Source organism: Streptomyces arenae, from assembly GCF_022343545.1.
Lineage (GTDB): Bacteria > Actinomycetota > Actinomycetes > Streptomycetales > Streptomycetaceae > Streptomyces > Streptomyces humi.
Genome location: NZ_JAKQYH010000053.1, coordinates 71,401 through 94,981, shown reverse-complemented (window position 1 = coordinate 94,981; position 23,581 = coordinate 71,401). Strand labels below are relative to the sequence as shown.

Genomic DNA, 23,581 nt, shown 5'->3' with positions numbered 1-23,581 from the left:
GCCCGCCCTCCGTTCACACCGCCAGCGGCTCCAGGTCCCGGTACACCCGGCGCTCCGCCAGCGCGAAGCGGGTGATGCCGTTGTTGTCGCCGAGTTGCTGGCGCAGCCCCTTCAGCTTCCTGGTGGCCTCCTCGCGCAGGACGCGGGCCTCGTCCGTGCGGCTGAGGGCGCTCAAAGTGAGGGCGCCGTTGCTGACCACCGCCAGGACTTCGGGATGCTGTGCGCCGAGGTCGGCGCGCAGCGCTTCGATGCTGTGCTGCTCCCGCTCCCAGGCCTCTTCGAGACGGCCGCTCTCGGCGAGCACGATGGCGTAGTTGGCGGAGCAGAACTGGGTGTGCGGATGGTGGGCGCCCAGGACCTCGGTCATGCGCTCCAGTGTCTTCTGGAACACCTCCTCGGCTTGCTCCGCGTCACCGCAGCCCCAGTGGAAGACACCGAGGTTGTTCATCGCGGTCTGGGTGTAGGGATGGGCCTCGCCCGGCTTCTTCACGTACTCGGCGAGCACCTTCTGGGCGACGTCGCGCGCCGCCTCCGGGTCCTCCGCCGCGAACAGGTCGGCGGCCAGGTTCAGTTCGCAGGCCAGCGAGTCCGGGGTGGGCGCCGTGTACTGGGACCGGTACTGCTCCATCGTCGCGGCCGTCAGCCGCCGCGCGTCCTCCAGTTCGCCGGCCCGGCGCAGCGACACCGCGAGCGACTTCGCGCACCGCAGGGTGCCCGGGAACTGCTTGCCGAGGTCGCGTACGCGCTTGTACTGCTCGTACGCCCGGGACAGCACCGCGACCGACGCGGTGTACTCGCCGACCTCGCGCAGGTCGCGGCCCAGGTTCTCCGCGGACGACAGCGTGTAGATGTGGTCGACGCCGTGGACCTGGGTACGGCGGGTGAGGGTGACCTCGTCGATCCCCCGGGCGTCCTTGTACCTGCCGACCATGCGCAGCGCCAGGGCGAGGTTGTTGGCCGCGTTCAGGGTGCGCGGGTGGGCCTCGTAGAAGAGGTCGCTGAAGCCGTCGTGCGCCTCCCTCGCCAGCTCCACCGCCTTGGTGTACTCGCCCAGCGCCGCGAGGTCGCTGGAGAGGCCGGAGGTGGTGATGAACGTGTGCGGGTGCCGGTCGCCGAGCAGCCGGCGCTGCCGCCCGAGCACGTCGTCGTCCATCTCCCGGGCCTCGACGTACAGCCCCTGGGAGCGCAGCACGTTGGCGAGCTGGCAGCGCAGGTACAGGTACTGCTCGTCGTCCTCGCCGAGGGGTTCCTTCCAGTGCGCGAGGAGTTCCTCGGCGAGCCGCTGCGCCCGGAGGAACTCGCCGCGCTTCCAGAGGTAGCGGACGCGGTCGATGAGCAGCCGGCGGGGTTCCGCCTCGGTGCAGTTGCGGATGTCGGAGGCGGTGAGGTGCGGCCAGATGATGTCGAACTGCGGCCAGTTCTCCCGGTTGTCGGTGGGTTCGTCGCCCTTGGGGCGGGCCCCTCTGAGGATCTCGTGCACCGTGTGCCGGGCCTCGCGCCGCTCCTCCTCCGACATCTGGGAGCGGATCACCGCCTGCACGAGACGGTGCACCTGGATCGTGCGGGAGATCTGGTCGACCTTGGCGAGGGCGAGCTGGCTGATCTCCCGCACCAGCTGGCCGATCAGCAGACTCTCCGTCAGCCGCAGGGCGGTGAGCATCTCGTCGCTGTCGTAGAGCAGTTCCGAGGAGATCGGTTCGGCGGCCAGGAACGCGCACAGTTGCAGCAGCCGCACCGAGGCGGGTGAGCGTTCCCTCAGCCGCTCGATGGAGATGTTCCAGGTCGCGGCCACCGTGTCGGGGTAGTCGGAGGGCTGGTTGAGCCCCATCACCGCGGCGGTCTCCTCGGTGAGGCGGCGCAGGTACTCGGCGGTCGGCATGGCGGTCTCGGCCAGCCAGGCCCCGGCCTGCTCCACCGCGAGCGGCAGGTCGCCGACGGCCTCCGCGACCTGGTCGGCCTCCGTGGCGGACAGGCCGGGGGCGCGCCGCGACAGGTGCTCGACGCTCTCCTGCCGCTGGAAGACGTCGACCGGCAGCGTCTCCCCCTTGTCCGACCAGGCCTGGTTGCGGGAGGTGACCAGGATGTGCCCGCCGCCGGTGGTGGGCAGGTAACCGGCCAGGTCGTCCGGGTTGTCGGCGTTGTCGAAGACGAGGATCCACCGCTTGGTCGGGTTGCCCCGGGAGAGCATGCGGACGGTTTCCTTGCTGGCGAGCGCCATGTCCTCGCCGCCGGGCGCGCCGATGCGGGCCCCGAGTTCGGCGAGCGAGGCCACCACGTTGTCGACGTTCTCGGACGGCACCCACCACACCAGGTCGTAGTCGGCGCTGAACCGGTGCACGTACTCCAGGGCGATCTGGGTCTTGCCGACCCCGCCCATCCCGAACAGCGCCTGGTGCTGCGGCAGTACGGCGGTCATACCGCTGCGCAGCTGCTCCCGGACCTTCTCCAGGATGTAACCCCGGCCGGTGAAGGTGCTGTTGCGCTGCGGGACGTTCCAGTGGTCGGGGACGTGGCCGGGGAACCGGGGTGCCGCGGGGCCGCCCTTGGGCAGTTGCCCGGGCAGTTCGAGCGCGCCGAGCAGCGCGTTCTCGCAGCTCGACTCGTCACGGCCGTGCAGGTCGACCGGGTCGGCCTGGTGCTGGTACGAGTCCGGTGGCTGGACCTCGTCGACCTGTACCGGTATCAGCACGCCCGTGGGGCCGTCGCCGCCGGTGGCCGAGTTCAGCAGCAACGCGGTGTGCCGGGAGCCGAACAGCGCCTTGGACCACAGGACCAGGACGCGGGCACCGGGTGCGGGCCGGTCCAGCGGTCCGGCGGCCAGGTCGTGCAGTACGACGGTGCAGCCGGCCCGCTTCAGCAGCGACTCGGCCCAGTCGGCCCACATCCGGTTCTCCGCCGCGTACACGATGGTCACCTGGAGCGCGGTGGTCTGCGGCCGCCGCCGGATGAAGGCGTCCCGGCAGCGCAGCCGTACCTGGTCCGGGATCGGCGGCAGCGCGGTGACCTCGTTGTCGGTCACGAACGCGGTGAGCCGTTCGAAGGCGGACAGCAGCGACTTGGGGTCGCCCTTCTTGTCCCCGACGACGGCGAGGGTCTCCTCGTACGCGTAGTACGGCTTGTACGGGATTTCGACGCTGCCCCAGTAGGCGGTGACCTCGTCGGCGCTCAGCCGCTCCCCGTCCGGTCCCTTCGGCAGTCCGGCGAACTTCGTCCGCGCCACCGCGCGGCCCGCCTCGACCTTCTCCTTCTCGCCGTCGTCCACGCGCATCGGGACGGGCAGCACCCGGATCCGCCGGCTGCGGTGCTCGTCGCCGACGCTGTAGGCCACGTCGGCGGCGCCGTCCAGGGCCTGGTCGCTGAAGGTGAAGCAGTCCACCAGGACGTCGGGCATCTGGAGCGTGCAGATGTCCGCGGTGTCCGACCGCCCGGTGCGGGAGTCGATCAGCACGTAGTCGTAGGACCGCTTCATGCTGTCGCGCAGCGCCTCCAGGAACATGCCGCCGCGCAGCCGGTCGTAGAAGTTGTCCCACTCCAGGGAGGACGCCGTGCCCGAGTAGGCGCGGAACTGCTTTCCGGCGGAGAGGAAGTCGAGCGAGCCGCCGTTCTCGAAGGAGAGGCCCTGCCGCTCGGGGGAGAGCGAGACGGCGTGCTGCTCGACGTCCGCGAACTCCAGGTGCCAGGGTCCCGTGCGGGTGATGCCGTCCGTGGCCGCCCAGGCGTAGTCCTGGAGGATGTTGAGGACACCTCCGGTGGCGGCGAGCACGTTGGGGTCCAGGAACGGGTGGAAGAAGCGGTCCAGGCCCGGGGCCTCCAGGTCCCAGTCGACGGCGAGGACGCGTTTGCCGTTGGCGGCGAGGATCCACGCCGTGTTGGCGAGCGCCATCGTCCGTCCGGTGCCGCCCTTGTACGAGTAGAAGGTGATGATGCGTCCGTCCACTGCGGCCGTCATGCCTCTCCTCCGGGGTCGTCGCCCGCGTCCGGGTCCGACGGTTGGTAGGGGTCCGCCAGACGGGGTCTGGGGATGTCAGGGCCCGGCGGCAGTCGGACCTCGGCGTTCTTCAGGTACTGCCTGGTCGTGTAGGCCACCACCTCGGGCAGCACCCTGGTGAAGGCCTTGAGCGTGGGTACGCCGTTCACGGCGGTCCGGGCGTCGCCGCGCCGGGCCCGCTCCAGGATGGTCGGCATGACCCGCTCCAGTTCCTCGGCGAGCCGGCGCCCCTGCTCGCTGTGGTTCTGCAGGTCGGTGCGGCAGCGCGGCACGATCGCGCTCACCCACGGGCGGGCGTAGGCGTCGAACGTCTTCAGCCGGCCACGGCGTTCCTCGTCGGTGAGCGCCCACTGGTCGACGAGCAGGATGCCGGGCTGGCGGTCCTCGGACGCGTGCGGTTCCTCCCCGGGGTTCTCGTCGTCGAAGGCGACGACGGTCACCCGGTAGTCCAGGGAGCGGATCAGTTCCTCGGCGTGCGTGGACAGCGCCCGGGTCGACTCGGTCTGGTACGGGTTCCAGTCCAGTGCGTCGTCCCCGTAGGGTCCGGTGTCGCGGTGCTGCTGGACGGCGTCCTCGGTGGGCGCGGCCACGGTCAGCCGGATGTGCCGGGGCCCGGAGCCGCGCGGTTTGAAGGCGCTGGGCGTGCTCTCGTAGTCGCGGGGGCGGCCGGGCGGCAGCCGGGACTCGTCGGCCGCCTGGACGATGCGTTCGGCGAGGCCGTACACGATGTCGTCGTACTCGTCGCGCAGCCGGCTGAGTTTGATCAGCCCGTAGATGCCGTTGCTGAGGTACCGCCCGCCCTCCGAGAGGGGTTCCACATGGATGTGCCGTACGGAGTCCGGGAGTTCACGCATGTCGAAGCGGGTCCACAGCGCGGGCACGATGGCGGACGCGTTGGCCGCCCCGGTGGTCCTGGCGTTCAGCATCCGCTCGTGGAACGCGTACCACTCGCGGCCGCACATCTCGCTGGAGAAGTAGCGCGGTGAGAACAGCGGCACGAACACCCGGCAGGCGGCCAGGTTCTCGCTCAGCTTCTCGGGCCAGCCGTCCCCGGAGCGCATCTCCCGGTCCATGAAGCCGGCCGGGGAGCCGGCGGGCAGGTCGGTGAGTGTCATGATGTGGCTGCACAGGTCGTTGAACAGCACCCGCACCCAGTGGTCGGGGTCTCCGCTGTCCGGGCTCCACTGCGGAGTGTGCGCGTACGACAGGAAGAAATAGGGCCGGTTGTCCGGAGCCCGATTCTGCACCCGTTCCCCCATGTCCGTACGTCTTCCTGGCCACCGGCAAGCCGCTGGACCGCCCCCGTCGTCGACGCCGTCGTCGGACTCAACAATGTGCCCGACGGACCCCGGTTCCGGTTCACTGTTTTCAGGCCAAAGCGCGTCGATATCCAGACATCTGCCCCTTGGCGTGTCTGACCAGGTCCCGCATGGAGCACAGGACGACCGGCTTCGAGGCCCAGTCGGCCTCGGCGCGCAGCCCCTGCGGCAGCCGGGCACCGATCGCGCCGAAGTCCCCGTCGTTCAGGGAGAGATCCCGGTACGACACCCAGTTCCCCTTGTGCCCCACCACGCACCGGTAGGTGCGCCGGGGCGGCCTGGGGCGGGTCAGGTACTCGGCGTAGTGGAAGGAGCTGCACACCTCGAACCCGACCCGCAGCAGCAGGACCTGGGCGTCGGCGCGGTACAGCCGCGCCATCGGGGAGAGCCTGCCGAGGTGGCTGCGGAGCGGGTGTTTCCGCAGCAACTCCGCTGCCCGTGGCCCGAGTCCGGCCAGCGAGGTCTGCGGATGCGCGCTGCGCACGGCACCGGACGTCGACCGTACGCATTCGGCGAGCGCCCCCATCGTCGGGCACTCGGTGGCGTCCGGGTCGAACGGCGGCATCGCGGCCCGGTACTCGGCCGCCTCGCGTTCGTCCATGCCGGCGACGGCCTCCCGGTAGGCCCGGGAGGTGTCGGAGTTCTCCGGCGTGAAAGCGGGCACGACCAGCGTCCCCTCCGGTCCGAGCGCGGCCAGCAACGCGTCCCGGACCAGCTCCGGAGCGGCCTTGGTGCCGCTCAGCGAGGCGTGCGCCATCAGCACCCCGCCGCGTCGCACGCCCAACGTCCGGAACAGGTCCGCCAGTTCCGTCCGGTGCGCGGTGTCCGCCGTGGTGGCGGGGGCCCGTTCAGTCATGGAGATCCGCCCACTGCGACCACAGCTGGGACACCAGCACGGCTCCTGTCAGCGTCAGTTCGGCCTCCGGCAGCAAGGTGAGCCCGGTGAGGGCGCGGGCCGCCTCCGGGCGGGCCCCCCGGCCGAGTTCCGTGTCCGCCAGGTCCAGCAGGGCGCCCGCGGGGCTGCCCGGCCGGTGCAGGTCGGCCGTCTCGCGCAGGGCCGTGAGCCTGGCCCGGCGGCCGATGCGCGGGAGTTCCCGGGCGAACTCCTCCGGCGTCACGTCCACCGCCACGCCCAGCGCCCCGAACCCGTGCGCGCCGAGCAGCAGCCCGCTGCCCGCCTCCAGCGGGGTGAGCACGGTGGGCCGGAAGGCCTCCGCGGCGGTGCGCCGGTCGGAGGCGTCCTTCGCCAGCAGTTCGTAGGCCCGGCCCAGCCGCTCCGCGAAGTCGCCGGACTCGAGCGGCGGGGCGACCGGGGCGGGATAGCAGTCGCGGTAGGGGTCGGCGTCGTCGACGAGCGGCCCGTCCTGGGCCAGCAGCCGGCCGAGCGGGCGCCAGCGGGTGGACGCCGGGATCTCGTCCGGCCGGACCCAGGTCCCCGCGGTGTCCGTCCGGTGCTCGTCGACGCCGCGCACCCGGAAGGCGCCGGGTGCCACCGTGACCTCGATGCGGCCGGGGGCGTCCAGCCGGTAGGTGCCCCAGGTGGGCAGGTGCAGCCGGGTGCCGGGCTGGTCCCAGGACAGCGTGGCGGGCGCCCCCGCCCGCAGGGCCGCGGCGGCGGCCAGCGCCATGAACCGGGCCGCGTCCGCGGGGCCGCGCAGGGAGCGCTGGAGACCGGTGCGCACGTAGGGGTGGGCCAGCACCTCGTCCAGGTGCGGTGCGGTCCCGGAGCCGGCGTCCAGGGCCAGCAGCAGCCGCCAGGCGTCCGCCGTGTCCGGCTCGGCCGTCAGCTGCTGCCGGGTCCGGCGCACCAGCAGCCGGGTCAGCTCCAGCTGCGCCCAGCTGAGCCGGGGCAGGCTGAGCACGGCCGGGGCGAAGGTGCGGTCGGTCACCCGGTCGGCGATCCCCTCCACGAGGGAGCGCAGGTCGGCGCAGAAGACGCTGGGGTTGTCGAAGCCGTTCTCCGCGCGGTACCGGTGCCCGTACAGGCCGCCGCCGCAGGACCGCAGGACCGGGCAGCGGCGGCAGGTGTCGCTGATCCCGTCGGCCCCCGTCTGCCGGGCCAGTACGCCCGGATGCGAGGCGAACTCCGCGAAGCCGTGCCGGAAGACGTCGTACCCCGTCTCGGGCGCGCCCGCGTAGGCGGTCTTCAGCCAGTCGGCCTGCTCGAAGGTGCCGTCCGTCTCGATCACGGCGAGGTCGCTGGGCGCCAGCCCCAGCGCCTCGGTCAGGGGCGGCCCGCCGCGCAGGGTGCTGAGCACCGAGTCGAAGGTCCGCACCGGCATCGGGCGGCCCTGTTCCTCCCAGCGGTCGAAGACCGCGAGCAGCCAGTCGGCGTACGGGGTCGCGGCCCCGGCCGGGTTGGGCGGCGGGCTGTCCCAGGTCGAGTGCGGGAGGAGGTAGTCGATCCGCGGCGGGGCGAGTTCGGTGAGGGCGTCGTGCACGGCGACGGGGTCGTTCGCCACGTCCACGGTGCACAGGATGCCGCTGAACAGGTGACGGTACTCGGGTTCCTGGAGCAGCCGGATGCCGCGGAGCACCCGGTCGTGGCTGCTGCGTCCCCTGCGGTCGAGGCGGTGCCGGTCGTTGGCCGCGCGGTCGCCGTCGAGCGACACGCTGACCCGGACCCCGAACTCCCGGCAGACGTCCAGGTGGCGTCGGTTCAGGGTGACCGCGTTGGTGTGCATCCGCAGGTCGAGGGTGGTCAGCGGGGCGAGGGTGCGGGTGAGCTCGGCGCAGATGTCACGCAGCCGGGCGGGCCCGACGAGCAGTGGTTCCCCGCCGTGCAGGATCACCGAGACGGATTCCAGGGCCCGCGCCCGGGTGTGCTCGGCCAGCCGGCCGGCGACGGCCCGGACGGTCTCCGGGCGGATGAAGGTGGGGCGGCCCCGCCAGCTCTGGTCGGCGTGCTGGTACACGTAACAGTGGTCGCAGAGCAGATCGCACCTGCTGTGGATCTTGAGGACCAGCTGTCTCAGGGGTGGGTTGTCGGGCGACTGGCTCGTCACCGGAGGCAGTCTGTCAGACTTCCCACCCCCGACGGGCCGCAAACGGCATTACTGCGAGAAACATTGACGCACTGTCAGCGCACTGACGTGGGTACGAGCGGCGCACACCGCCCTGCCGGGCGCACCCACGTCCGGGTGACGCTGTTGTCCGGCCCCCCGGTCAAACCCCCGAGTTGAACGTGACCGTCCGACTCGAACGGTGGTCGGGGGCGTCGGTCACGCGGCCCGTGTCGCGCGCCGTGGAGGTCGCGTACGGGTCGATGTCCGCCAGGCGGGTGTGCCGGTCGGCCGGCGCGGGGCTGCGCAACTGCGTCGAGGTGGTCGTCATGATTGTTTCGTCGCTCCGGTTCGGGCTCGCGGAACCGAGACTGGTCCCGATGGTGCGGACCCTATACCAGGAATGCCGCGCGAACCTCTTGTGTCCGGGCCCGGTTTCCGTACTCATTGAATTCTCAAGCCGGTTTATCGGGGGCGCGCGAAAGCCTTCGGGGGCGCGCATTGAATTCGGGGGGCTTCATGGGGGCCGCAACCACGCCGGTGCCTAGCACCACGCTGGACGAACGGGATCTCCCACCGCTGTTCCAGGTGAGTGACAGATGGGCGTTACGCCACCAGAGTGACTCGTTCCGTGCCGTCCGTACGCATCTGCTGGTCCTGCTGCTGGCCACCACCGCGGCCGTGTTCACCGAGCAGGCGTCCGGGCATGTCATGGCGGTGTGCGCCGCGTTGCTCTACGCGCTGACGATAGTCCTCGGACTGAGCACCTCGCGGCGCCGGTCCCGGGCGCACTGGCAGGCGCACCGGGCCGCAGCCGAGCTGCTGAAGTCGCTGGCCTGGCAGTACATGGTGCACGGCGGCCCGTTCCGCTCGGACGTCGTCGACCCGGACGCGGTGTTCGCGGAACGCCTGGAGGAGCGGCTGCGCGAGCTGCGCGCCTGCGGCTGGGAGGACTCCCGCGACGGGGTGCGGGAGCGCGGCCGGGGGCAGATCACCCCGCGGATGCGCGCGGAACGCGCCAAGTCGTACGCGGCGCGCCGGGACCTCTACCTGCGCGACCGGCTCCTGGAGCAGACGGTCTGGTACAAGAACCGGGCCTCCCGTGCCCACCGCGCGGCCGCCCGCTGGTCCACCGTCACCGCCGCGCTGACCCTGTTCGCCCTGGCCGCCGCCCTGCTGCGGACCGTCGGCATGCTCGGCGGCGCCGACCTCGCGGGCCTGCTCAGCGCGGCCGCCGCGGCGGGCGTCGCCTGGCAGGAGGTACAGCGGCACGGCCCGCTGACACACGCCCACTCGATCATCGAACAGGACCTGGAGACCGCCCGGATCGCCATGTCCACCACCGTCACGGAGGCGGGCTGGGCCGAGGCGGTGGAGGAGGCGGAGCGGCTGATGTCGCCGGCGCACACGGAGTGGCTGGTGCGCTTCGGCACCTGAGCGGCCCCGCCGCGGGCGGCCGGTCCCGGGTCCGTCAGTCCCGGGTCTGCCCGTCCGGCCACAGCACGGTCACCGGCACCCCGATGTGCCGTGCGTAGGCCACCACGTCACCGGTGCCGCCCAGACCGCGTGCCGGCCGGCCGTCCCACACGGCGACCAGTTCGTCGGAGTGCTCCGCGACCCACTGGCCGGCCGCGTAATAGGCCTGTTCGTGGGTGGGCTGGACGGGCAGCTCGACCCGGTCCGCGCAGCTCCGCAGGATCCTGCGGTACGACGCCCGCGCCGCGTCGTCGCCCAGGTGGGCCTCGTAGTCCATGCCCGGGATCACGGCCGTCACGGGTACGCCGTGGGCCAGCGCGAGGTCGGCGAACAACTGGTCCGCGCCGGCCGCGAGACAGCTCAGCGCCTCCAACGCCACTCCGGTGCGGCTGAGTTGCTCGCGCAGGGCGGCACGCACGAAGGGCAGGACGGGCGGCGGGATCACCCGGTGTCCGGTGACACCGATCCGGGTGACGGTGAGACGGGGGACCACGGGCGCACCGGCCAGGCGGTCGGTGATATCGGCTGTCACGGAGCGTCCCCTTCCGTCACCACAGGTGAGTACAGCCTAATCGAGGGGGGACCGGGCGGGCAGGGGGCGCATCGGTTCACACGGACCGGCGCTCGGCCTCAGCAGGACCGGGGGCCGAGCACCAGCGGCTCGATCCGGCCCTCCAGCATCGCCCCGATGCCCTGTACGGCGCACACGTCCGGCCGCTCCGCGATGTGCACCGGCATGCCCGTCGCCTGCCGCAGCAGCTGGTCGAAACCGGGCAGCAGCGCCGATCCGCCGACCAGGACCATCCCGCGCTCGGCGAGATCGGCGACCAGGTCGGGCGGGCAGTCCCGCAGCACCTTGCCGATGCCGTCCAGGACGGCGGTGAGCGGTGTCTGGATGGCGTCCCGGACGGCGGCCGTGTCGACCCGCACACTCCGGGCCAGGCCGGTGGAGACGTCCCGCCCGTGGATCTCCGTGGACGCCGGCCCCTGCGGGGTGAGCCCGTTCTCCGACAGGGCCAGCTGCAACGGCCGTACCGCCTGGCTCGGCAGCATCAGCTCGTGTTCGAGCCGCAGGTGCTGGACGATCGCGTGGTCCACGGACTCGCCGCCCACGGGCATCCGCTCCGCGCGCACGATGGAGCCGAGGGACAGCACGGCGACCTGGGTCGCGGCGGCCCCGCAGACGAGGATCATGGTCGCCTCCGGCCGCTCCACGGGCAGTCCGCACCCGACGGCCGCGGCGATCAGCGTGTCGACCAGCTCCACCCGCCGCGCTCCGAGCCCCACCAGCGTCTCGATGGTCGCCCGCTGCGCCAGCGGGTCGGCGTCGTGCGGGGTGCAGGCCGCCGCCCGCAGCCGGGGCTTGCGGCGCAGCATACGGCGGGTCTTGTCGCCGAGCAGGTGCCGCAGCATCCGCTGGGCCATCTCGATGTCGACGACGGTTCCGCCGGAGATCGGGCGCACCACGCGGATGTAGTCGGGCGTCCGGCCCGTCATCTTCTCCGCGAACTCGCCCACGGCGATCAGCGCACCGCTGCGCGTGTTCATGGCGGCGACGGACGGCTGGTCGACGACGAGGCCCAGGCCCTTCACGTACACCCGGGTGCGCGCGGCCCCGAGATCGACGGCGAAATGGCAGCGGCGCAACTGCTCCAGACTGACGGTCACGGCGATCCTCCCGAGTGCGCGGGCCGTGGGCGACGGCGGATGACGGCTTCCTTCGCATCCTCTGGGGGATCACCGCGGCGCGCCTGCGGGAGGGGGCCGGGCGGGGCGCCGCTGAACGGGGGGTTCGGCCGCGGCCGCGCGCCGGCGTCGAGAAGGAGCCGCAGGCGGGGGCACCGGCGGCACGGCAGAAGACGGCAGAAGACGGCAGAAGCACGGAAACAGGGGGCGCCCGCAGGCCGGGCCGGGTCGGCGCCCCCGGCCTGCGGTCCCCGGACGCCCTCGCCCGTCAGGGTGCGGCGGTCAGGGAGCGGTGGGCACGATGCCTCGGATCACGCCGAGTTCCACCAGGTCCTGGGGTCTGATGCGGAGGTGGTCCGCGGTGGCCCCGGCCGCGGCCGGGGGGCGTTTCAGGATCGCCGCCGCCTGCTCCGGGGCGATGACGGAGAAGTAGCTGTCGGGCGTGGCCCAGGTGTTGCCGGGGGCGGCCAGCGCCAGCGCGCCGCCGGAGCCGCCCTCGCCGATGACGAGCGTGGTGACCGGCGTACGGGCGGCGGCCACCGCGCCGAACAGTTCCGCGATCGCGGCGCCCGCGCCCTGCCGTTCCGCCGCCGCGTCGTTGGCGGCGCCCGGGGTGTCGACGAGGGTCAGCACCGGGATCCCCAGCCGGTCCGCGAGCCGTATCAGGCGGGCGGCGGTCCGGAACCCGGCGGGCCGGGTCGCGGTGCCGGTCCCTGCGGCGAAGGCGACGGTACGGCCGTCCCGCTCGCCGAACCCGCACAGCATCCCGTCCGGATCGGCACCCCCGCACCGGTCGCCGACGAGAGCGGCCCGGCGGGTGAAATAGGCGTCCAGGTAGGCCCCGGCCCGCGGCCGCCGCGGATCCCGGGCCCGCTGAACGGCCTCCCAGCCGGTGCCGGGCAGCCCGGCACCGCCGAGGGCGGCGGGCGGGTCGGCCGGTTCCGGCGCCGGCCTGGTCAGCAGCCGCAGCCACAGCCCCAGGCAGGTCTTCAGCTCGGCGGCCGGCACCACCGCGTCCGCCGCGCCCGCCGCGAGCTGGGCCTCCGCCGTGTACGCGGCCGGGTCCGCGTCCGGCGGGCGGACCCGGGAGCCCGCGAAGCCGACCTGGGCGCCGGGCAGGGCCAGGATCACATCGGCGCCCGCGCCCAGGGTGGCCCAGCCGCCGCCGGTCGTCGGGTCCCGCAGGACCGCGATCTGGGGCAGCCGCGCCTCGCGGGTGAGCGCCGACTGCCGTGCCACCCGCTGGAGTTGGGACAGGGCGAGCATGCCCTCCTGCATCCGGCTGCCGCCGGTCGCGATCAACGGCACGACCGGCAGCCGGTGTGCGCGGGCGTGCGCGTAGGCCGCCGCCAGCCGGTCTCCGGTCCGCTCGCCCAACGAGCCGCCGAGGAACCCGAACTCGAAGGCGATCAGCACGGCCGCCGTGCCCTCGACGCGCGCGGTGCCGACGACGACCGACTCCCGCTCGCCGGTGCGCTCGGCGGCGCGGGCGCGCGAGGCGTCGTAGCCCTGCCAGCCGAGCGGGCCGTCGGGCCCGGACTCCCGCTCGGGGTGCGGGATCCCGGTGAAGGTGCCCGGGTCGGTGACGAGGTCGAGGAACTGCCGGGCGGAGAGCCGCTCAGGCATGTTCACCGAGGGCCCGCTTCATGATCTTCCCCATGTCGTTGCGGGGGAGGGCGTCGAGGTAGCGGACGACGCGGGGGCGCTTGTGCGGGGCGAGCCGGCCGGCGACGTGGTCCGCCAACTCCCCGGCCGCGGGCGGCGACTGGGGATCCGCCGGGACGATCCAGGCGACGATCCGCTCGCCCAGGTCGGCGTCCGGTTCCCCGGTGACGGCGGCCTCCCGCACCCCGGGGTGTTCGAGGAGCGCGTTCTCGATCTCACCGGCCCCGATCTTGTAACCACCGCTCTTGATCAGGTCGGTGGCCTTGCGGCCGACGATCCGCACATATCCGTCCGGCTCCCGTACGGCCATGTCGCCGGTGCGGAACCAGCCGTCGGCGGTGAAGGCGGCGGCGGTGGCGTCGGGCCGGTTCAGGTACTCGGTGAACAGGTTCGGGCCGCGTACCTGGATCTCGCCGACGGTCTCCCCGTCGTACTCCGCGATCGCCGTCCCGTCCTCCTCCACCAGCCGCAGCTCCACCCCCGGCAGGGGCACGCCGACGGTCCCCGCCCGGGCCTCCCCGTCGGCCCGGACACTGGTGTTCATCAGGGTCTCCGTCATGCCGTACCGCTCGACGACCCGGCGCCCGGTCGCGGCCGCGATCCGCTCGTGGTCGTGGACGGGCAGCGCGGCCGACCCGGAGACCAGCAGCCGGGCCCGGCCGAGCGCCTTCGCCAGTTCGGGGTCGGCGGGCAGCGCCTCGGCGATGCGGTGGTACATGGTGGGGACGCCGAACAGCATGGTCGCGCCGTCGTTCAGCTCGCGGGTGACGCCGGAGGTGTCGAACCGCCCCAGGTGCCGGACGGAACCACCGCGCCGCAGCGGCCCGAGGATCCCGAGCACGAGCCCGTGCACATGGAAGAGCGGCAAGCCGTGGACGAGGATGTCCTCCCCGGTCCACTGCCAGGCGTCGGCGAGTGCGTCCAGGGTGGCGGCGAGGGCCCGGCGGGGGATGACGGCGCCCTTGGGCGGGCCGGTGGTGCCGGAGGTGTAGACGACGAGGGCGGGGTCGGACCCGGTGGTGTCGTCCTCCGGTACCGGACCCACGGCCCCCGCGTCGACGTCGATCCGGGGCAGGCCGGCGAGGGTGGCGGGGAGTTCGGCGCCGGGCGCGGCCAGCACCGTCGTCGGCGCGCTGTCGGCAAGGATGTGCGCGAGTTCCTTCTCGCCCGACCTGGGGTTGAGCGGTACGGCGGCCCGGCCGGCGAGCAGGGTGCCGACGACGGCGACCGCCGTCTCCAGTTCGGGCGTCGCCCACACGGCGACCCGCCCGGCATCCCGCACCCGCGCGGCGAGCGCCCCCGCCGCGCCGCCGAGCTGCCCGTACGTCAGCTCCCGCCCCCCGAACCGCAGCGCGCCCCGCTCACCCACCAGCACCGGAAACAGACCCGACACGCCAAGACCCCTCACCACTAGAAAGCCCGAACCCCACCCTTCCACGAATGACCACTGACGGCACAACCACCTACCCAGAAGCCCCCGCCACCTGGAGCGCCCCGTCAGAGGCGCGCGGACCTGCGCGCCCACCCCCCACGCACCCGCACCCGAGACTCGGCCGTGCCGGGGCGCCCCGTCAGGGGCGCGGGGAACTGCGCGCCCAGCCCCCGCGCACCCGCACCCGAGACTCGGCCGTGCCGGGGCGCCCCGTCAGGGGCGCGGGGAACTGCGCGCCCACCCCCCGCGCACCCGCACCTGAGACTCGGCCGTGCTGGGGCGCCCCGTCAGGGGCGCGGGGAACTGCGCGCCCAGCCCCCGCGCACCCGCACCCGAAAGTCGACCGTGCAGTCTCCGTCGTGACTGGCTATCCCGTGAAGGCCGGTTGGGCGACGCCCTGGCCCGCTCCCGGGATCACCAGCAGGGAACCGGCCGTCGGATGCGGCGCGGTCAACCCCACGCGTGCGGTGGTGACGTACAGGTCGGTCAGCCCGGCGCCGCCGAACGCGCACGCCGTCGTACGCGGCGTCGGCAGGGTGACGACCCGGTCCAGCTCACCCGTCGGCGTGTAGCGGCGCACCGCACCCCCGTCCCACAACGCCACCCACACACAGCCGTCCGCGTCGACCGTCAGACCGTCGGGGAAACCGGCACCCTCCTCGATCGTCACCAACGGGCGCCGGTTGTGCGGGAGTTCACCGTCGTAGTCGAAGACGTCCACCCGGCGGGTCGGCGTGTCGACGTAGTAGACGCGGCTGCCGTCCGGGCTCCAGCCCGCCCCGTTGCTGACGGTGACGTCCCCCAGCAGCGTCGTCACCGTCCCGTCGCCCGCCACGCGGGCCCACGTGCCGCCGCCCGTCGCCTCGTCGTACCGCATCGTCCCGGCCCACAGTGAGCCGTCGGGGGCCACGGCCGCGTCGTTGGCGCGGCGGCCGGCGACCGGCTCGTGGTGCAGCCAGCGGAACGTGTCGTCGGGGTCCAGGAGGGCCACGCCGTCACGGAGGTTGAGGACAAGCCCACCGTTCGCGCGCGGCTTCACCGCGCCCACGTGCTGGTCCGTCGTGCGGACGGTGCGGCGGCCCGTCGCCGGGTCGTACGTGTGCACGCGCGAGCCGAGCACGTCGATCCATATCAGGCGGCCGGCCGCCGGGTCCCACGTCGGGCCCTCGCCGAGCGTCGCCTCCGCCGCCACCGCGACCTCGTACCTCGTGTGCGCCGTCGTCGTCATGCCACGCTCCGGTGGCCGAGCCGCTCGGAGAGTTCCGCGGCGCCCTTCGCGGCGAGCTGCTCCAGCTCGCCCCGGCGCTCGTCGCTCCAGCGGATCATCGGGACGGAGATGGAGAGCGCCGCGACGACCTGGCCGGTGCGGTCCCGGACCGGCGCCGCGACACAGGAGACGTCGGGGTTGGACTCCCGGCTCTCCACGGCGATGCCGCGGGCCCGGATCTCGGTGAGTGCGGCGCGCAGCGCGTCCGGCTCGGTGATGCTGTTCGGCGTCATCCGGACCAGGTCGGCGTCGTCCGGGATGCGCGCGGACAGCTCCGGCTCCGGCAGCGACGCCAGCAGCATCTTGCCGACCGAGGTGCAGTGCGCGGGCAGCCGGCGGCCCGCGGCGGAGACCATGCGGACCGCGTGCGTGGAGTCGACCTTGGCGATGTAGATGACGTCGGTGCCCTCGAGGATCGCCACGTGGACGGTCTCGTCGCAGGTCTCGGCGACGGACCGGGCGACCTGCTGGCCCTCGGCGGCGAGGTCGAGCTGCTCGGCGTATCGGCTGCCGAGCTGGTACGGGCGGACACCGAGCCGGTAACGTCCGGGCTGCCCGGGTACGGGCACGATGTACGAGCGGGCGGCGAGCGTGGTCACCAGCTCGTGCACGGTGGTCCGCGGCAGCTGGAGTTTGCGCACTATGTCGGGGGCGGAGAGAGTCCCGTCCCCGTCCAGGAAGAGCTCAAGAATGTCGAGAGCCCGGGTCACGGCAGGCACAAGGCGTCCCACGTCCGGCCCCCTCCCTTGGGTATAAGCGCCAGATCTCGTCGGAGCGGCGGAGCCGTTCGAGATATCAACAGGCGATCGGCATGACGAACACAGGCTAGCCATCGGGGATTGCCCGGGCAATGGCCGGGAACGAGCCGGGCACACACGTGTGCACCATGGGTCCTATGCGACTGGACTTCCAGCTGGTGCTGCTGCGTCGGATGGCCGACCACAATCCGGACCTGGTGGACGACGCCCGCCGTGAACTCGGCGCGTCGCTCGCGGACATGAGGGAGACCAACAAGCGCTGGCAGGCGATGGTCCGCTCGCCCCGGTCCCGCTCCGCCGCGGCCCGCTACCGCTCGGTGCTCGGCCCGCCCGAGTGGGAGACCGAGCGCACGGTCGGCGACCTGGAGTGCGCGGTCTGGCAGTGGCCGCTCGCCCTCTGGCCGACCCTGCGCTTCGAGGTGCTGGTCGGGTCCGGCGGCGCGGTCTGGAACGAGTGGCTGGTCCGCGCCCCGGACGCGCCCGCCCCCGTCCTGGGGACCTACGCCGACCTGACCCCCTGGTCCTGCACGATCGACGAGGCCGCCCGCGCCTTCGCCCCCGCCCGCCCCCTGGAGGGCACCGCCCCGACGCGGTGGGGCCTGGCCCTCACCCTGCCCGACGGACGTCAGGCGGTCGCCGAGTTCACCTGGGGCCTGCTCCAGCGCACCGCCCTCATCGACGGGCCGCGGTGAGGAGCGCCTGGACCACCCCGGCCACCGAACCGGGGTGCAGGAAGAGGAACAGGTTGGGCTCGACCAGCTCCAGCTCCATCACCCGTGGCCGCCCGTCCGCCCCGTCGACCAGGTCCACCCGCGCGTACAGCAGCTCGGGCGCCTCCGGTACGGCGGCCAACGCGGCCTCGGCGACGGCGACTTCGGCCGGGGTCGGGGTCCACGCCGCGAGGTCCGGGTGGGCGATCTTGTCGGCGTCGTAGGCCGTGCCCGGGGTGAGGACGGCCCGCTTGCGGCTGGCGTGCAGCAGCCGCCCGCCGAAGAACTGGAGCGCCCGTTCCCCGCTGACGTCGATGCCGGAGACGTACGGCTGGACCATCGCGGTCAGCCCCTCCTCGTGCATCCGCGTGAGGTGCCGTACGGCCGTCCCGTGTTCGTCGGGTGTGTAGCGGGCGGCGAACCGGGCGCCGGCGCCGAAGGTCGGCTTGACCACGAAGTCGCGGTCGGTGGGGAGGGCGGGGCCGGCCGGGTCGCCGGGGGCCAGGTACCGCGTCGGCACCACCGGCACGCCGGCCGCCGCGAGGTCACCGAGGTACCGCTTGTCGGTGTTCCACCGCACCACGTCCGCCGGGTTGGCGATCCGGGTCGCCTTGCCCACCCGCTCCACCCACGCCACGAACTCCTCGGCGCGCCAGCTGTAGTCCCAGGTGGAGCGGATGACGACCAGGTCGTGGTCGCCCCACTCGGTCTCCGGGTCGTCCCACGGGCGGGCGACGGCCTCGGCGCCCGCCTCGGTCAGGGCCCGCAGCAGCACCGGCAGGTCCTGGTCCTTGCTGGGCTGCGCGCCGGGGTCGTAGGTGGCGAGGGCTATGCGGGGCACGGCGGGGCTCCCTTGACGGACGGCGGCTGCGTTCGTCGCAGGTTAACCGGAGCCGCCCCCGGGATCCCACCCCGAGAAGCCGCGGACCAGCAGCGCCGCCCGGTCCCGCACCTCCGCCACCTCCTGGGGACGCCCGAGGGCACGGGACACGGCGCCGATCTCCCTGAGGAGGTACGCGGTGTCCGGCTCGCCCGCACCGGCCGGGACGGCGCCGCACCCCCGGACGCCCGCCGCGCCCGGAACGAAAACCCCGCCCGGAACGGTCACCGCGCCCGGAATGGGAACCCCGCCCGGGACGGTCACCGCGTCCAGGACCGTCACCGCGGACGCCAGTGCCCGGGCCCGCTCCGGGGGATGGCCGAGGCCGAGTGCCGCGTCGTAGGAGCGGCGGCCGAGGTCCGTGTCGATGCGCCGGGACAGCGGCAGCAGCACGTCCCGGATGAACGTCTCGCGCCGGGTCAGCCGCAGCTCCGGCGTGGCGCGGAACGCGAACGGCACCCCGTCGCCGTGCACGGACCGGGTCACCCGGTACAGCGGGCCCAGTTCGCGGTGGGCGCGCCGCACCCGCCTCCGGGCGTGCAGATACTGGCCGGCGTGCGGGAGGACGAAGCCGGCGGCGATGGTGACGGCGGCGAGCGCGGCGGCCGCCGGGGCCAGGTCGGTACTGAGCCAGTCCAGGTCGTGGCCGCTCCACCGGGCGCCGACGGCGGTCAGCTTGGCCGCGTCGAAGACCAGGCTGAGCAGGTAGCCGACGCCGAGCAGTCCGAGCCCCCGGCGCAGCCAGGCGTCGAGGCCCTCGGTGCGTACCCAGGTCCAGATCAGCCACGAGGTGATGACGCAGGCGACCGTGTGGGCGAGCAGGTACAGCAGCACCTCCTCGGCCATGAACGGGGTGGTGGCGTAGTACGTGTCCAGGTCCCGCGGCCGTTCCACGGGGGCGTCGGCGAGGGCGAACAGGATCCACAGGGCGGCGACCACCGCGGAGTAGCCGCGGATCACCCAGCGGACCGGGCGCCGGGCGGCCGCGGAGCGGTCGTCCATGCCGTCGCGCCAGGTCATGATCAGCAGCAGACAGCAGGCGCCGAGTGCGGTGAGCAGCGAATAGCACCAGGGCGCCGAGAAGTTGGGCGTGCCGGTCCAGCGGTTCACCGCGGCGACCGTCGACGGCGCGCAGAACACGAACACCGCGCAGCCGAGCAGGAGCAGTCCGCCGACCGCGCGCAGCAGCGGATCGCGCCGGAGCCGGACGATGGTCGGCAGCTTGACGGCCAGGGCGCCGGTCAGGACCGAGGCGGGGATCCACAAGGAGACGTGGAGCCCCTGGAGCAGCCCCGCGGGGGCGGGCGCCGGCAGGGAGGTCACCGTGCCGCTCCACCGCGCCCGCGGTAGCCGAGCGACCGCTGGACGGGGTCGGGGGCGCTGTGCCGGGCCCGCTCGACGTACGGCCGTAACGCGGTTGCCAGCCGGTGCCCGAAGTCGTCGGCCGCGGCCTCGTCGGCGGCCCGGGAGCCGTTGCGCGCGGCCACCGTCAGCGCCCGCTCCCGCCAGCCGGGCCGGCCGGCCAGCGCGCGGGCGGCCGCCGCGTCGGCGCCGTGCGGATGCCGGTGGCCGGCGTGCAGGTGCCACAGTTCATGGCCGAGGATGACCAGTTGCTGCACGGCCTCGGCCCGCTCCTCGACGATGACCAGGTCGAAGTCCTGGAACTCCACCCACACTCCGGTGACCTCGAGCTCGTCCGGGAACCGCTCGAAGCGCAGCTCCACCGGCCGCCCGGCGCGCAGCGCGGTCATCTCCTCGCACAGCGCCCGGCACACCTCGCGCGCCCCCGCGGGCGGCCGCGGCCGGGCCCGCACGGCGGCGGTGAGACCAGCGGCGAGGGCTCGCATCCGCCGGTTCGCCCGAGGGCGCCGTAATCGCCCGTCCGGCCGGGGGCGCGGCAGCCGCGCGACGATCCGGGCCCACCGGTGCCGCGCGCCGGACAAGTCCATCGCTCCCCCTTCGCGCCGCCCCGCGGACGGCCGCCGCCGCCGCGTCGGCCCCCCGAGGTTACGCGTCCCGGTGTGTCCGCGTCATGCCTTCCGACGTGGGCGGTTCACCAGGGAACAGGTGCCGGACACCGGAAAGTTGCGCCGTACCCATTGACGCGGAAGCGCTTCGATTTTACGGTCCCGTTCGAAGTTACGGGCGCAAGTCGATATCTCGAACGACCGTCTCGAGCAACCCCCCACGGAGCACGACACGCAGGACCGCACGCACGACAGATCCCCGAAGGTAAGGGCGGGCAATGGGACGACCTGGCCTCACTCGCAGGCAACTACTCAGCACGGCGGGAGGGCTGGCGGTGGCGGGGAGCTTCGGCTTCGCGGCCCTCGGCAGCGGCGCCGACGCGCTGGCCTCCACCGCGCGCACCCGGGTGCGCTACTGGAACCTCTTCAGCGGCGGCGACGGCTCCAACATGATCGCCATGCTGGACGCCTTCCGTAAGGCGCACCCGGACATCGCGGTGAAGGACTCCACGCTCCAGTGGGGCAACCCCTTCTACACCAAGCTCGCCATGGCGGCCGCCGGCAACCGCGCACCGGACCTCGGTGTCATGCACATCGGCCGGGTCGCCGGCTTCGCCCCCGGCCGCCTGCTGGACGCCTGGGACACCGGCCTGCTCGCCAAGTACGGCCTGCGGGAGTCGGACTACAACCCGAAGCTCTGGCAGCGCGGCGTCGTCGACGGCAAGCTCTACGCCCTCCCGCTCGACGTCCACGTCCAGCTCTGCTTCTACCGCAAGGACGTGCTGAGGAAGGCCGGCCTGCTCGGCGCCGACGACCGGATCGTGCCGGTCACCTCGGTGGACGACTGGTTCGGCGTCCTCAAGGAGGCCAGGAAGGCCACCAAGAAGGGCCTCCAGACCATCGGCCTGTGGATCAACGACCAGAACTTCCAGTGGTGGTTCTTCGTCGCCTTCTACACCCAGCTCGGCGGCACCTGGTTCGACGACGCGAAGACCGAGGTCACCTTCGACACCGACAAGGCCACCCAGGTCCTGGAGTTCCTGCGCCGGCACGTCACCGACGGCTACGCGAACCCGGCCATGGGCTCCGTCAACGCCGAACAGTTCATCAACGGCGCCCCGTTCGCCTGGGAGGGCAACTGGTCGGTGCCGGTCTACTCCGGCGCGAAGCTGGAGTACGGCGCGATCCCGCTGCCGCCCGTCTTCGGCACCCCGGCCACCCACGCCGAGTCGCACGCCTTCGTCCTGCCGCACCAGTCCGACCGCGGCGGCGCCACCGACGAGGCCGCCCACCAACTCGCCGCGTACGTCGTCACGCACGCCCGGCAGTGGGCGGCCGGCGGCCACATCCCCGCCTATCTGCCGACCCTCTCCACCCCCGCTTACCAGAAGCTCTCCCCGCAGAACGAGTACGTCTCGGCCATGAACCACCAGGCCAACGAGCCCAAGGTGTGGTTCGCGGGCTCCACCGGCATCCTCGCCCAGCGGGTCGGCCCGATCGTCGTCTCCTCGACCGTGGGCTCGGCGAAACCCGACGCCGCGGCCGGCCGGATGAAGAAGGAACTCGCCACGCTGCTCGCGATGAAGAACCCCATGGATGGCAGGACCGCCGCGCAGGGAGGTACGGCCGCATGACGACCGCCGAGACAGTCCTCGCCCCGGCCCGCGCCAGGACCGCGGCCGCGAGCGCCACCCTCCGCCGCAGGCAGGGCTTCCAGCACGGCGGCTGGTTCGTGGCGCCCTTCCTGCTCCTGTTCGCCCTGTTCGTGATCTGGCCGCTGCTGCGCGGCGTCTACCTCAGCCTCACGGACGCCAACATCACCGGCGCGGGCGCGAACTTCATCGGCCTGGACAACTACCGCGAGGCCCTGAAGGACCCCCTGATGTGGGACGCCCTCGGCCACAGCGCGTACTTCACGCTGCTGGTCGTGCCCTGCATCACGGTCCTCGCCTTCCTCCTCGCGATGCTCGCCCACCACATCGAGCGCGGGAAGTGGCTGTGGCGCCTGTGCTTCTTCGCGCCCTTCCTGCTGCCCTCCACCGTCGCAGGCAACCTCTGGCAGTGGCTGTTCAACCCCGGCACCGGAATGATCAACCACGTGTTCGGCGGCGACACGCCCTGGCTGACCGACAAGTCGTACGCGATGCTCGCCATCGTCATCGAGACCCTGTGGTGGACCGTCGGCTTCAGCTTCCTGCTGTACCTCGCCGCCCTCCAGTCCATCCCCGCGCACCTCTACGAGGCCGCGAAACTGGACGGCGCGAACGCCTGGCACCGCATGGTCCACATCACCCTGCCGATGCTCCGCAACATCACAGGACTGGTGATCGCCCTCCAGATTCTCGCCTCGCTCCAGGTCTTCGACCAGGCGGTGGTCATGATGGACTTCGGGCCCGGCCCCGAGAGTTCCACCCGCACCTTCGTCCAGTACACCCTGGAGGAGGGCTTCACCAGCTACCGCGTGGGCTACGCCTCCGCGATCTCCATCATCTTCTTCGTGATCATCGCCGCCGTCGCCCTCGCGAGGATGTGGCTGCTGCGCAACCGCACCGAGGAGGCCACCCGATGACGACCGCAGTGCCCGTGAAGCCCCGTAAGACATGGACCCCCAGCCAGATCGTCCTCACCCTCCTCGGCACGGCCGTCTCCGTGGTCTTCCTAGCCCCTCTCCTCTGGGGCCTGTTCACCTCCCTCAAGTCGGAGACGGAGGCCGTCGACGTACCGACGCACTGGCTGCCGGAGCACTGGACGGGCCAGGCCTGGAAGGCCCTCTTCGACACCGGCAACATCACGAACTGGTTCGTGAACTCGCTCGTCGTCTCCGTCTGCGTGACATCGATCGTGCTGCTGGTCAGCGCCCTCGCCGGATACGGCTTCGCCCGCACCGAGTTCCGCGGCAAGGGCGCGCTCATGGGCCTGGTCATGTCCGGTCTGATGGTCTCCCCGGCCGTCCTCGGCGTGCCCCTGTTCACCACCGTGCAGCAGATGGGCATGGTCGACACCTACTGGGGGATGATCCTCCCGCAGTGCGCCCCGGCCGCGATGGTCTACATCCTCTACAAGTTCTTCCAGGGCATCCCGCGCGAACTGGAGGAGGCCGCCTTCATCGACGGCGCGGGCCGCTGGCGGGTCTTCTTCACGATCGTCCTGCCGCTGTCCCGGCCCTCCCTGGCCGCGGTCGGCATCTTCACCTTCATCGCCTCGTGGAACAACTTCCTGTGGCCCTACATGGTGACCAACAACCCCGATCTGATGACCATGCCGAACGGCATCGCGACGGTCATGAACTCCTACGGCATCCAGTGGGCGCAGCTCATGGCCGGCGGCCTGATGGCGGGCCTCCCGCTGATCATCGTGTTCGTCTTCTTCCAGCGCCAGATCGTGGCGGGCGTGGCCCACACGGGCCTGGCCGGCCAGTGAGGAGCCGAGAG

At 72.8% G+C, this 23,581-nt stretch carries 19 protein-coding genes; 5 read left to right on the top strand and 14 right to left on the bottom strand.

The window, feature by feature from the left end; translation table 11 throughout:
• Positions 1-13: 13 nt before the first annotated feature.
• From fxsT to MB828_RS23915, 5 genes are all read right to left on the bottom strand, one after another.
• A complete protein-coding gene (gene fxsT / locus MB828_RS23935; RefSeq protein WP_301650021.1) occupies positions 14-3,949 on the bottom strand; it encodes an FxSxx-COOH system tetratricopeptide repeat protein in 3,936 nt (1,311 codons plus the stop codon).
• Positions 3,946-5,235 (bottom strand): TIR-like protein FxsC, encoded by a 1,290-nt coding sequence (locus MB828_RS23930; protein ID WP_301650020.1) that lies wholly within the window; start codon positions 5,233-5,235, stop codon positions 3,946-3,948. The genes fxsT and MB828_RS23930 overlap by 4 nt, the downstream gene beginning before the upstream one ends.
• Positions 5,236-5,356: 121 nt before the next feature.
• Positions 5,357-6,163: an aminoglycoside N(3)-acetyltransferase gene (locus tag MB828_RS23925; protein WP_430381418.1), complete on the bottom strand. Its 807-nt coding sequence runs from the start codon at positions 6,161-6,163 to the stop codon at positions 5,357-5,359.
• Positions 6,156-8,312 carry a radical SAM/SPASM protein FxsBH, inactivated beta-hydroxylase extension form gene (fxsBH, locus tag MB828_RS23920; protein WP_430381417.1) on the bottom strand — a complete coding sequence of 719 codons (2,157 nt, stop codon included), beginning with the start codon at positions 8,310-8,312 and terminating at the stop codon, positions 6,156-6,158. The genes MB828_RS23925 and fxsBH overlap by 8 nt, the downstream gene beginning before the upstream one ends.
• 160 nt (positions 8,313-8,472) lie before the next feature.
• Positions 8,473-8,640 carry a hypothetical protein gene (locus MB828_RS23915; protein ID WP_165941403.1) on the bottom strand — a complete coding sequence of 56 codons (168 nt, stop codon included), beginning with the start codon at positions 8,638-8,640 and terminating at the stop codon, positions 8,473-8,475.
• A gap of 188 nt (positions 8,641-8,828) precedes the next feature.
• Between MB828_RS23915 and MB828_RS23910 the strand changes: the two genes are divergently transcribed.
• Positions 8,829-9,746, top strand: a complete 918-nt coding sequence (locus MB828_RS23910; protein WP_133022075.1) for a DUF4231 domain-containing protein — start codon at positions 8,829-8,831, stop codon at positions 9,744-9,746.
• A 34-nt stretch (positions 9,747-9,780) separates the two neighbouring features.
• Here the strand turns inward: MB828_RS23910 and MB828_RS23905 are convergent, their stop codons facing one another.
• From MB828_RS23905 to MB828_RS23880, 6 genes are all read right to left on the bottom strand, one after another.
• Positions 9,781-10,317 (bottom strand): hypothetical protein, encoded by a 537-nt coding sequence (locus tag MB828_RS23905; RefSeq protein ID WP_301650019.1) that lies wholly within the window; start codon positions 10,315-10,317, stop codon positions 9,781-9,783.
• 98 nt (positions 10,318-10,415) lie between these two features.
• Positions 10,416-11,453 carry a rod shape-determining protein gene (locus tag MB828_RS23900; protein WP_301650018.1) on the bottom strand — a complete coding sequence of 346 codons (1,038 nt, stop codon included), beginning with the start codon at positions 11,451-11,453 and terminating at the stop codon, positions 10,416-10,418.
• Positions 11,454-11,753: 300 nt separating this feature from the next.
• Positions 11,754-13,097 carry a carboxyl transferase domain-containing protein gene (locus MB828_RS23895; protein WP_301650038.1) on the bottom strand — a complete coding sequence of 448 codons (1,344 nt, stop codon included), beginning with the start codon at positions 13,095-13,097 and terminating at the stop codon, positions 11,754-11,756.
• On the bottom strand, positions 13,090-14,529 hold the full coding sequence (locus MB828_RS23890) for an acyl-CoA synthetase (RefSeq protein WP_301650017.1): 1,440 nt from the start codon (positions 14,527-14,529) through the stop codon (positions 13,090-13,092). Before MB828_RS23890 ends, MB828_RS23895 begins: the two co-directional genes overlap by 8 nt.
• Before the next feature lie 406 nt (positions 14,530-14,935).
• Positions 14,936-15,796, bottom strand: a complete 861-nt coding sequence (locus MB828_RS23885) for an SMP-30/gluconolactonase/LRE family protein (RefSeq protein ID WP_133022078.1) — start codon at positions 15,794-15,796, stop codon at positions 14,936-14,938.
• Positions 15,793-16,566, bottom strand: coding sequence for an IclR family transcriptional regulator (locus tag MB828_RS23880; protein WP_133022079.1), 774 nt, complete (start codon positions 16,564-16,566; stop codon positions 15,793-15,795). Before MB828_RS23880 ends, MB828_RS23885 begins: the two co-directional genes overlap by 4 nt.
• Before the next feature lie 119 nt (positions 16,567-16,685).
• On the opposite strand from MB828_RS23880, the gene MB828_RS23875 reads away from it, so the two are divergent.
• Positions 16,686-17,285 carry a hypothetical protein gene (locus MB828_RS23875; protein WP_301650016.1) on the top strand — a complete coding sequence of 200 codons (600 nt, stop codon included), beginning with the start codon at positions 16,686-16,688 and terminating at the stop codon, positions 17,283-17,285.
• Here the strand turns inward: MB828_RS23875 and MB828_RS23870 are convergent.
• The 3 genes from MB828_RS23870 to MB828_RS23860 are packed head-to-tail and all read right to left on the bottom strand — an operon-like array spanning position 17,266 to position 20,132.
• Entirely contained in the window at positions 17,266-18,144 is an 879-nt protein-coding gene (locus tag MB828_RS23870) for an ATP-grasp domain-containing protein (protein ID WP_301650015.1), read from the bottom strand. The two genes, MB828_RS23875 and MB828_RS23870, sit on opposite strands and share 20 nt — an antisense overlap.
• Before the next feature lie 42 nt (positions 18,145-18,186).
• Positions 18,187-19,506, bottom strand: coding sequence for an MAB_1171c family putative transporter (locus MB828_RS23865; protein ID WP_301650014.1), 1,320 nt, complete (start codon positions 19,504-19,506; stop codon positions 18,187-18,189).
• A complete protein-coding gene (locus MB828_RS23860; protein ID WP_301650013.1) occupies positions 19,503-20,132 on the bottom strand; it encodes a toxin-antitoxin system, toxin component family protein in 630 nt (209 codons plus the stop codon). Before MB828_RS23860 ends, MB828_RS23865 begins: the two co-directional genes overlap by 4 nt.
• Positions 20,133-20,428: 296 nt before the next feature.
• On the opposite strand from MB828_RS23860, the gene MB828_RS23855 reads away from it, so the two are divergent.
• From MB828_RS23855 to MB828_RS23845, 3 genes are read left to right on the top strand one after another with little or no spacing between them, the layout of a single operon-like run.
• Positions 20,429-21,784: an extracellular solute-binding protein gene (locus MB828_RS23855; protein WP_301650012.1), complete on the top strand. Its 1,356-nt coding sequence runs from the start codon at positions 20,429-20,431 to the stop codon at positions 21,782-21,784.
• Complete coding sequence (locus MB828_RS23850) at positions 21,781-22,719, top strand: carbohydrate ABC transporter permease (protein WP_301650011.1); 939 nt, start codon at positions 21,781-21,783, stop codon at positions 22,717-22,719. The genes MB828_RS23855 and MB828_RS23850 overlap by 4 nt, the downstream gene beginning before the upstream one ends.
• Positions 22,716-23,570: a carbohydrate ABC transporter permease gene (locus MB828_RS23845; RefSeq protein WP_133022085.1), complete on the top strand. Its 855-nt coding sequence runs from the start codon at positions 22,716-22,718 to the stop codon at positions 23,568-23,570. Before MB828_RS23850 ends, MB828_RS23845 begins: the two co-directional genes overlap by 4 nt.
• The last annotated feature ends 11 nt before the right edge of the window (positions 23,571-23,581 follow it).

Coding starts and splice junctions, on each gene's coding strand:
- fxsT (WP_301650021.1), bottom strand. CDS start 3,949: ATGACGGCCGCAGTGGACGGACGCATCATCACCTTCTACTCGTACAAG.
- MB828_RS23925 (WP_430381418.1), bottom strand. CDS start 6,163: ATGACTGAACGGGCCCCCGCCACCACGGCGGACACCGCGCACCGGACG.
- MB828_RS23915 (WP_165941403.1), bottom strand. CDS start 8,640: ATGACGACCACCTCGACGCAGTTGCGCAGCCCCGCGCCGGCCGACCGG.
- MB828_RS23910 (WP_133022075.1), top strand. CDS start 8,829: ATGGGGGCCGCAACCACGCCGGTGCCTAGCACCACGCTGGACGAACGG.
- MB828_RS23895 (WP_301650038.1), bottom strand. CDS start 13,097: ATGCCTGAGCGGCTCTCCGCCCGGCAGTTCCTCGACCTCGTCACCGAC.
- MB828_RS23885 (WP_133022078.1), bottom strand. CDS start 15,796: ATGACGACGACGGCGCACACGAGGTACGAGGTCGCGGTGGCGGCGGAG.
- MB828_RS23875 (WP_301650016.1), top strand. CDS start 16,686: ATGGCCGGGAACGAGCCGGGCACACACGTGTGCACCATGGGTCCTATG.
- MB828_RS23860 (WP_301650013.1), bottom strand. CDS start 20,132: ATGGACTTGTCCGGCGCGCGGCACCGGTGGGCCCGGATCGTCGCGCGG.
- MB828_RS23855 (WP_301650012.1), top strand. CDS start 20,429: ATGGGACGACCTGGCCTCACTCGCAGGCAACTACTCAGCACGGCGGGA.
- MB828_RS23850 (WP_301650011.1), top strand. CDS start 21,781: ATGACGACCGCCGAGACAGTCCTCGCCCCGGCCCGCGCCAGGACCGCG.
- MB828_RS23845 (WP_133022085.1), top strand. CDS start 22,716: ATGACGACCGCAGTGCCCGTGAAGCCCCGTAAGACATGGACCCCCAGC.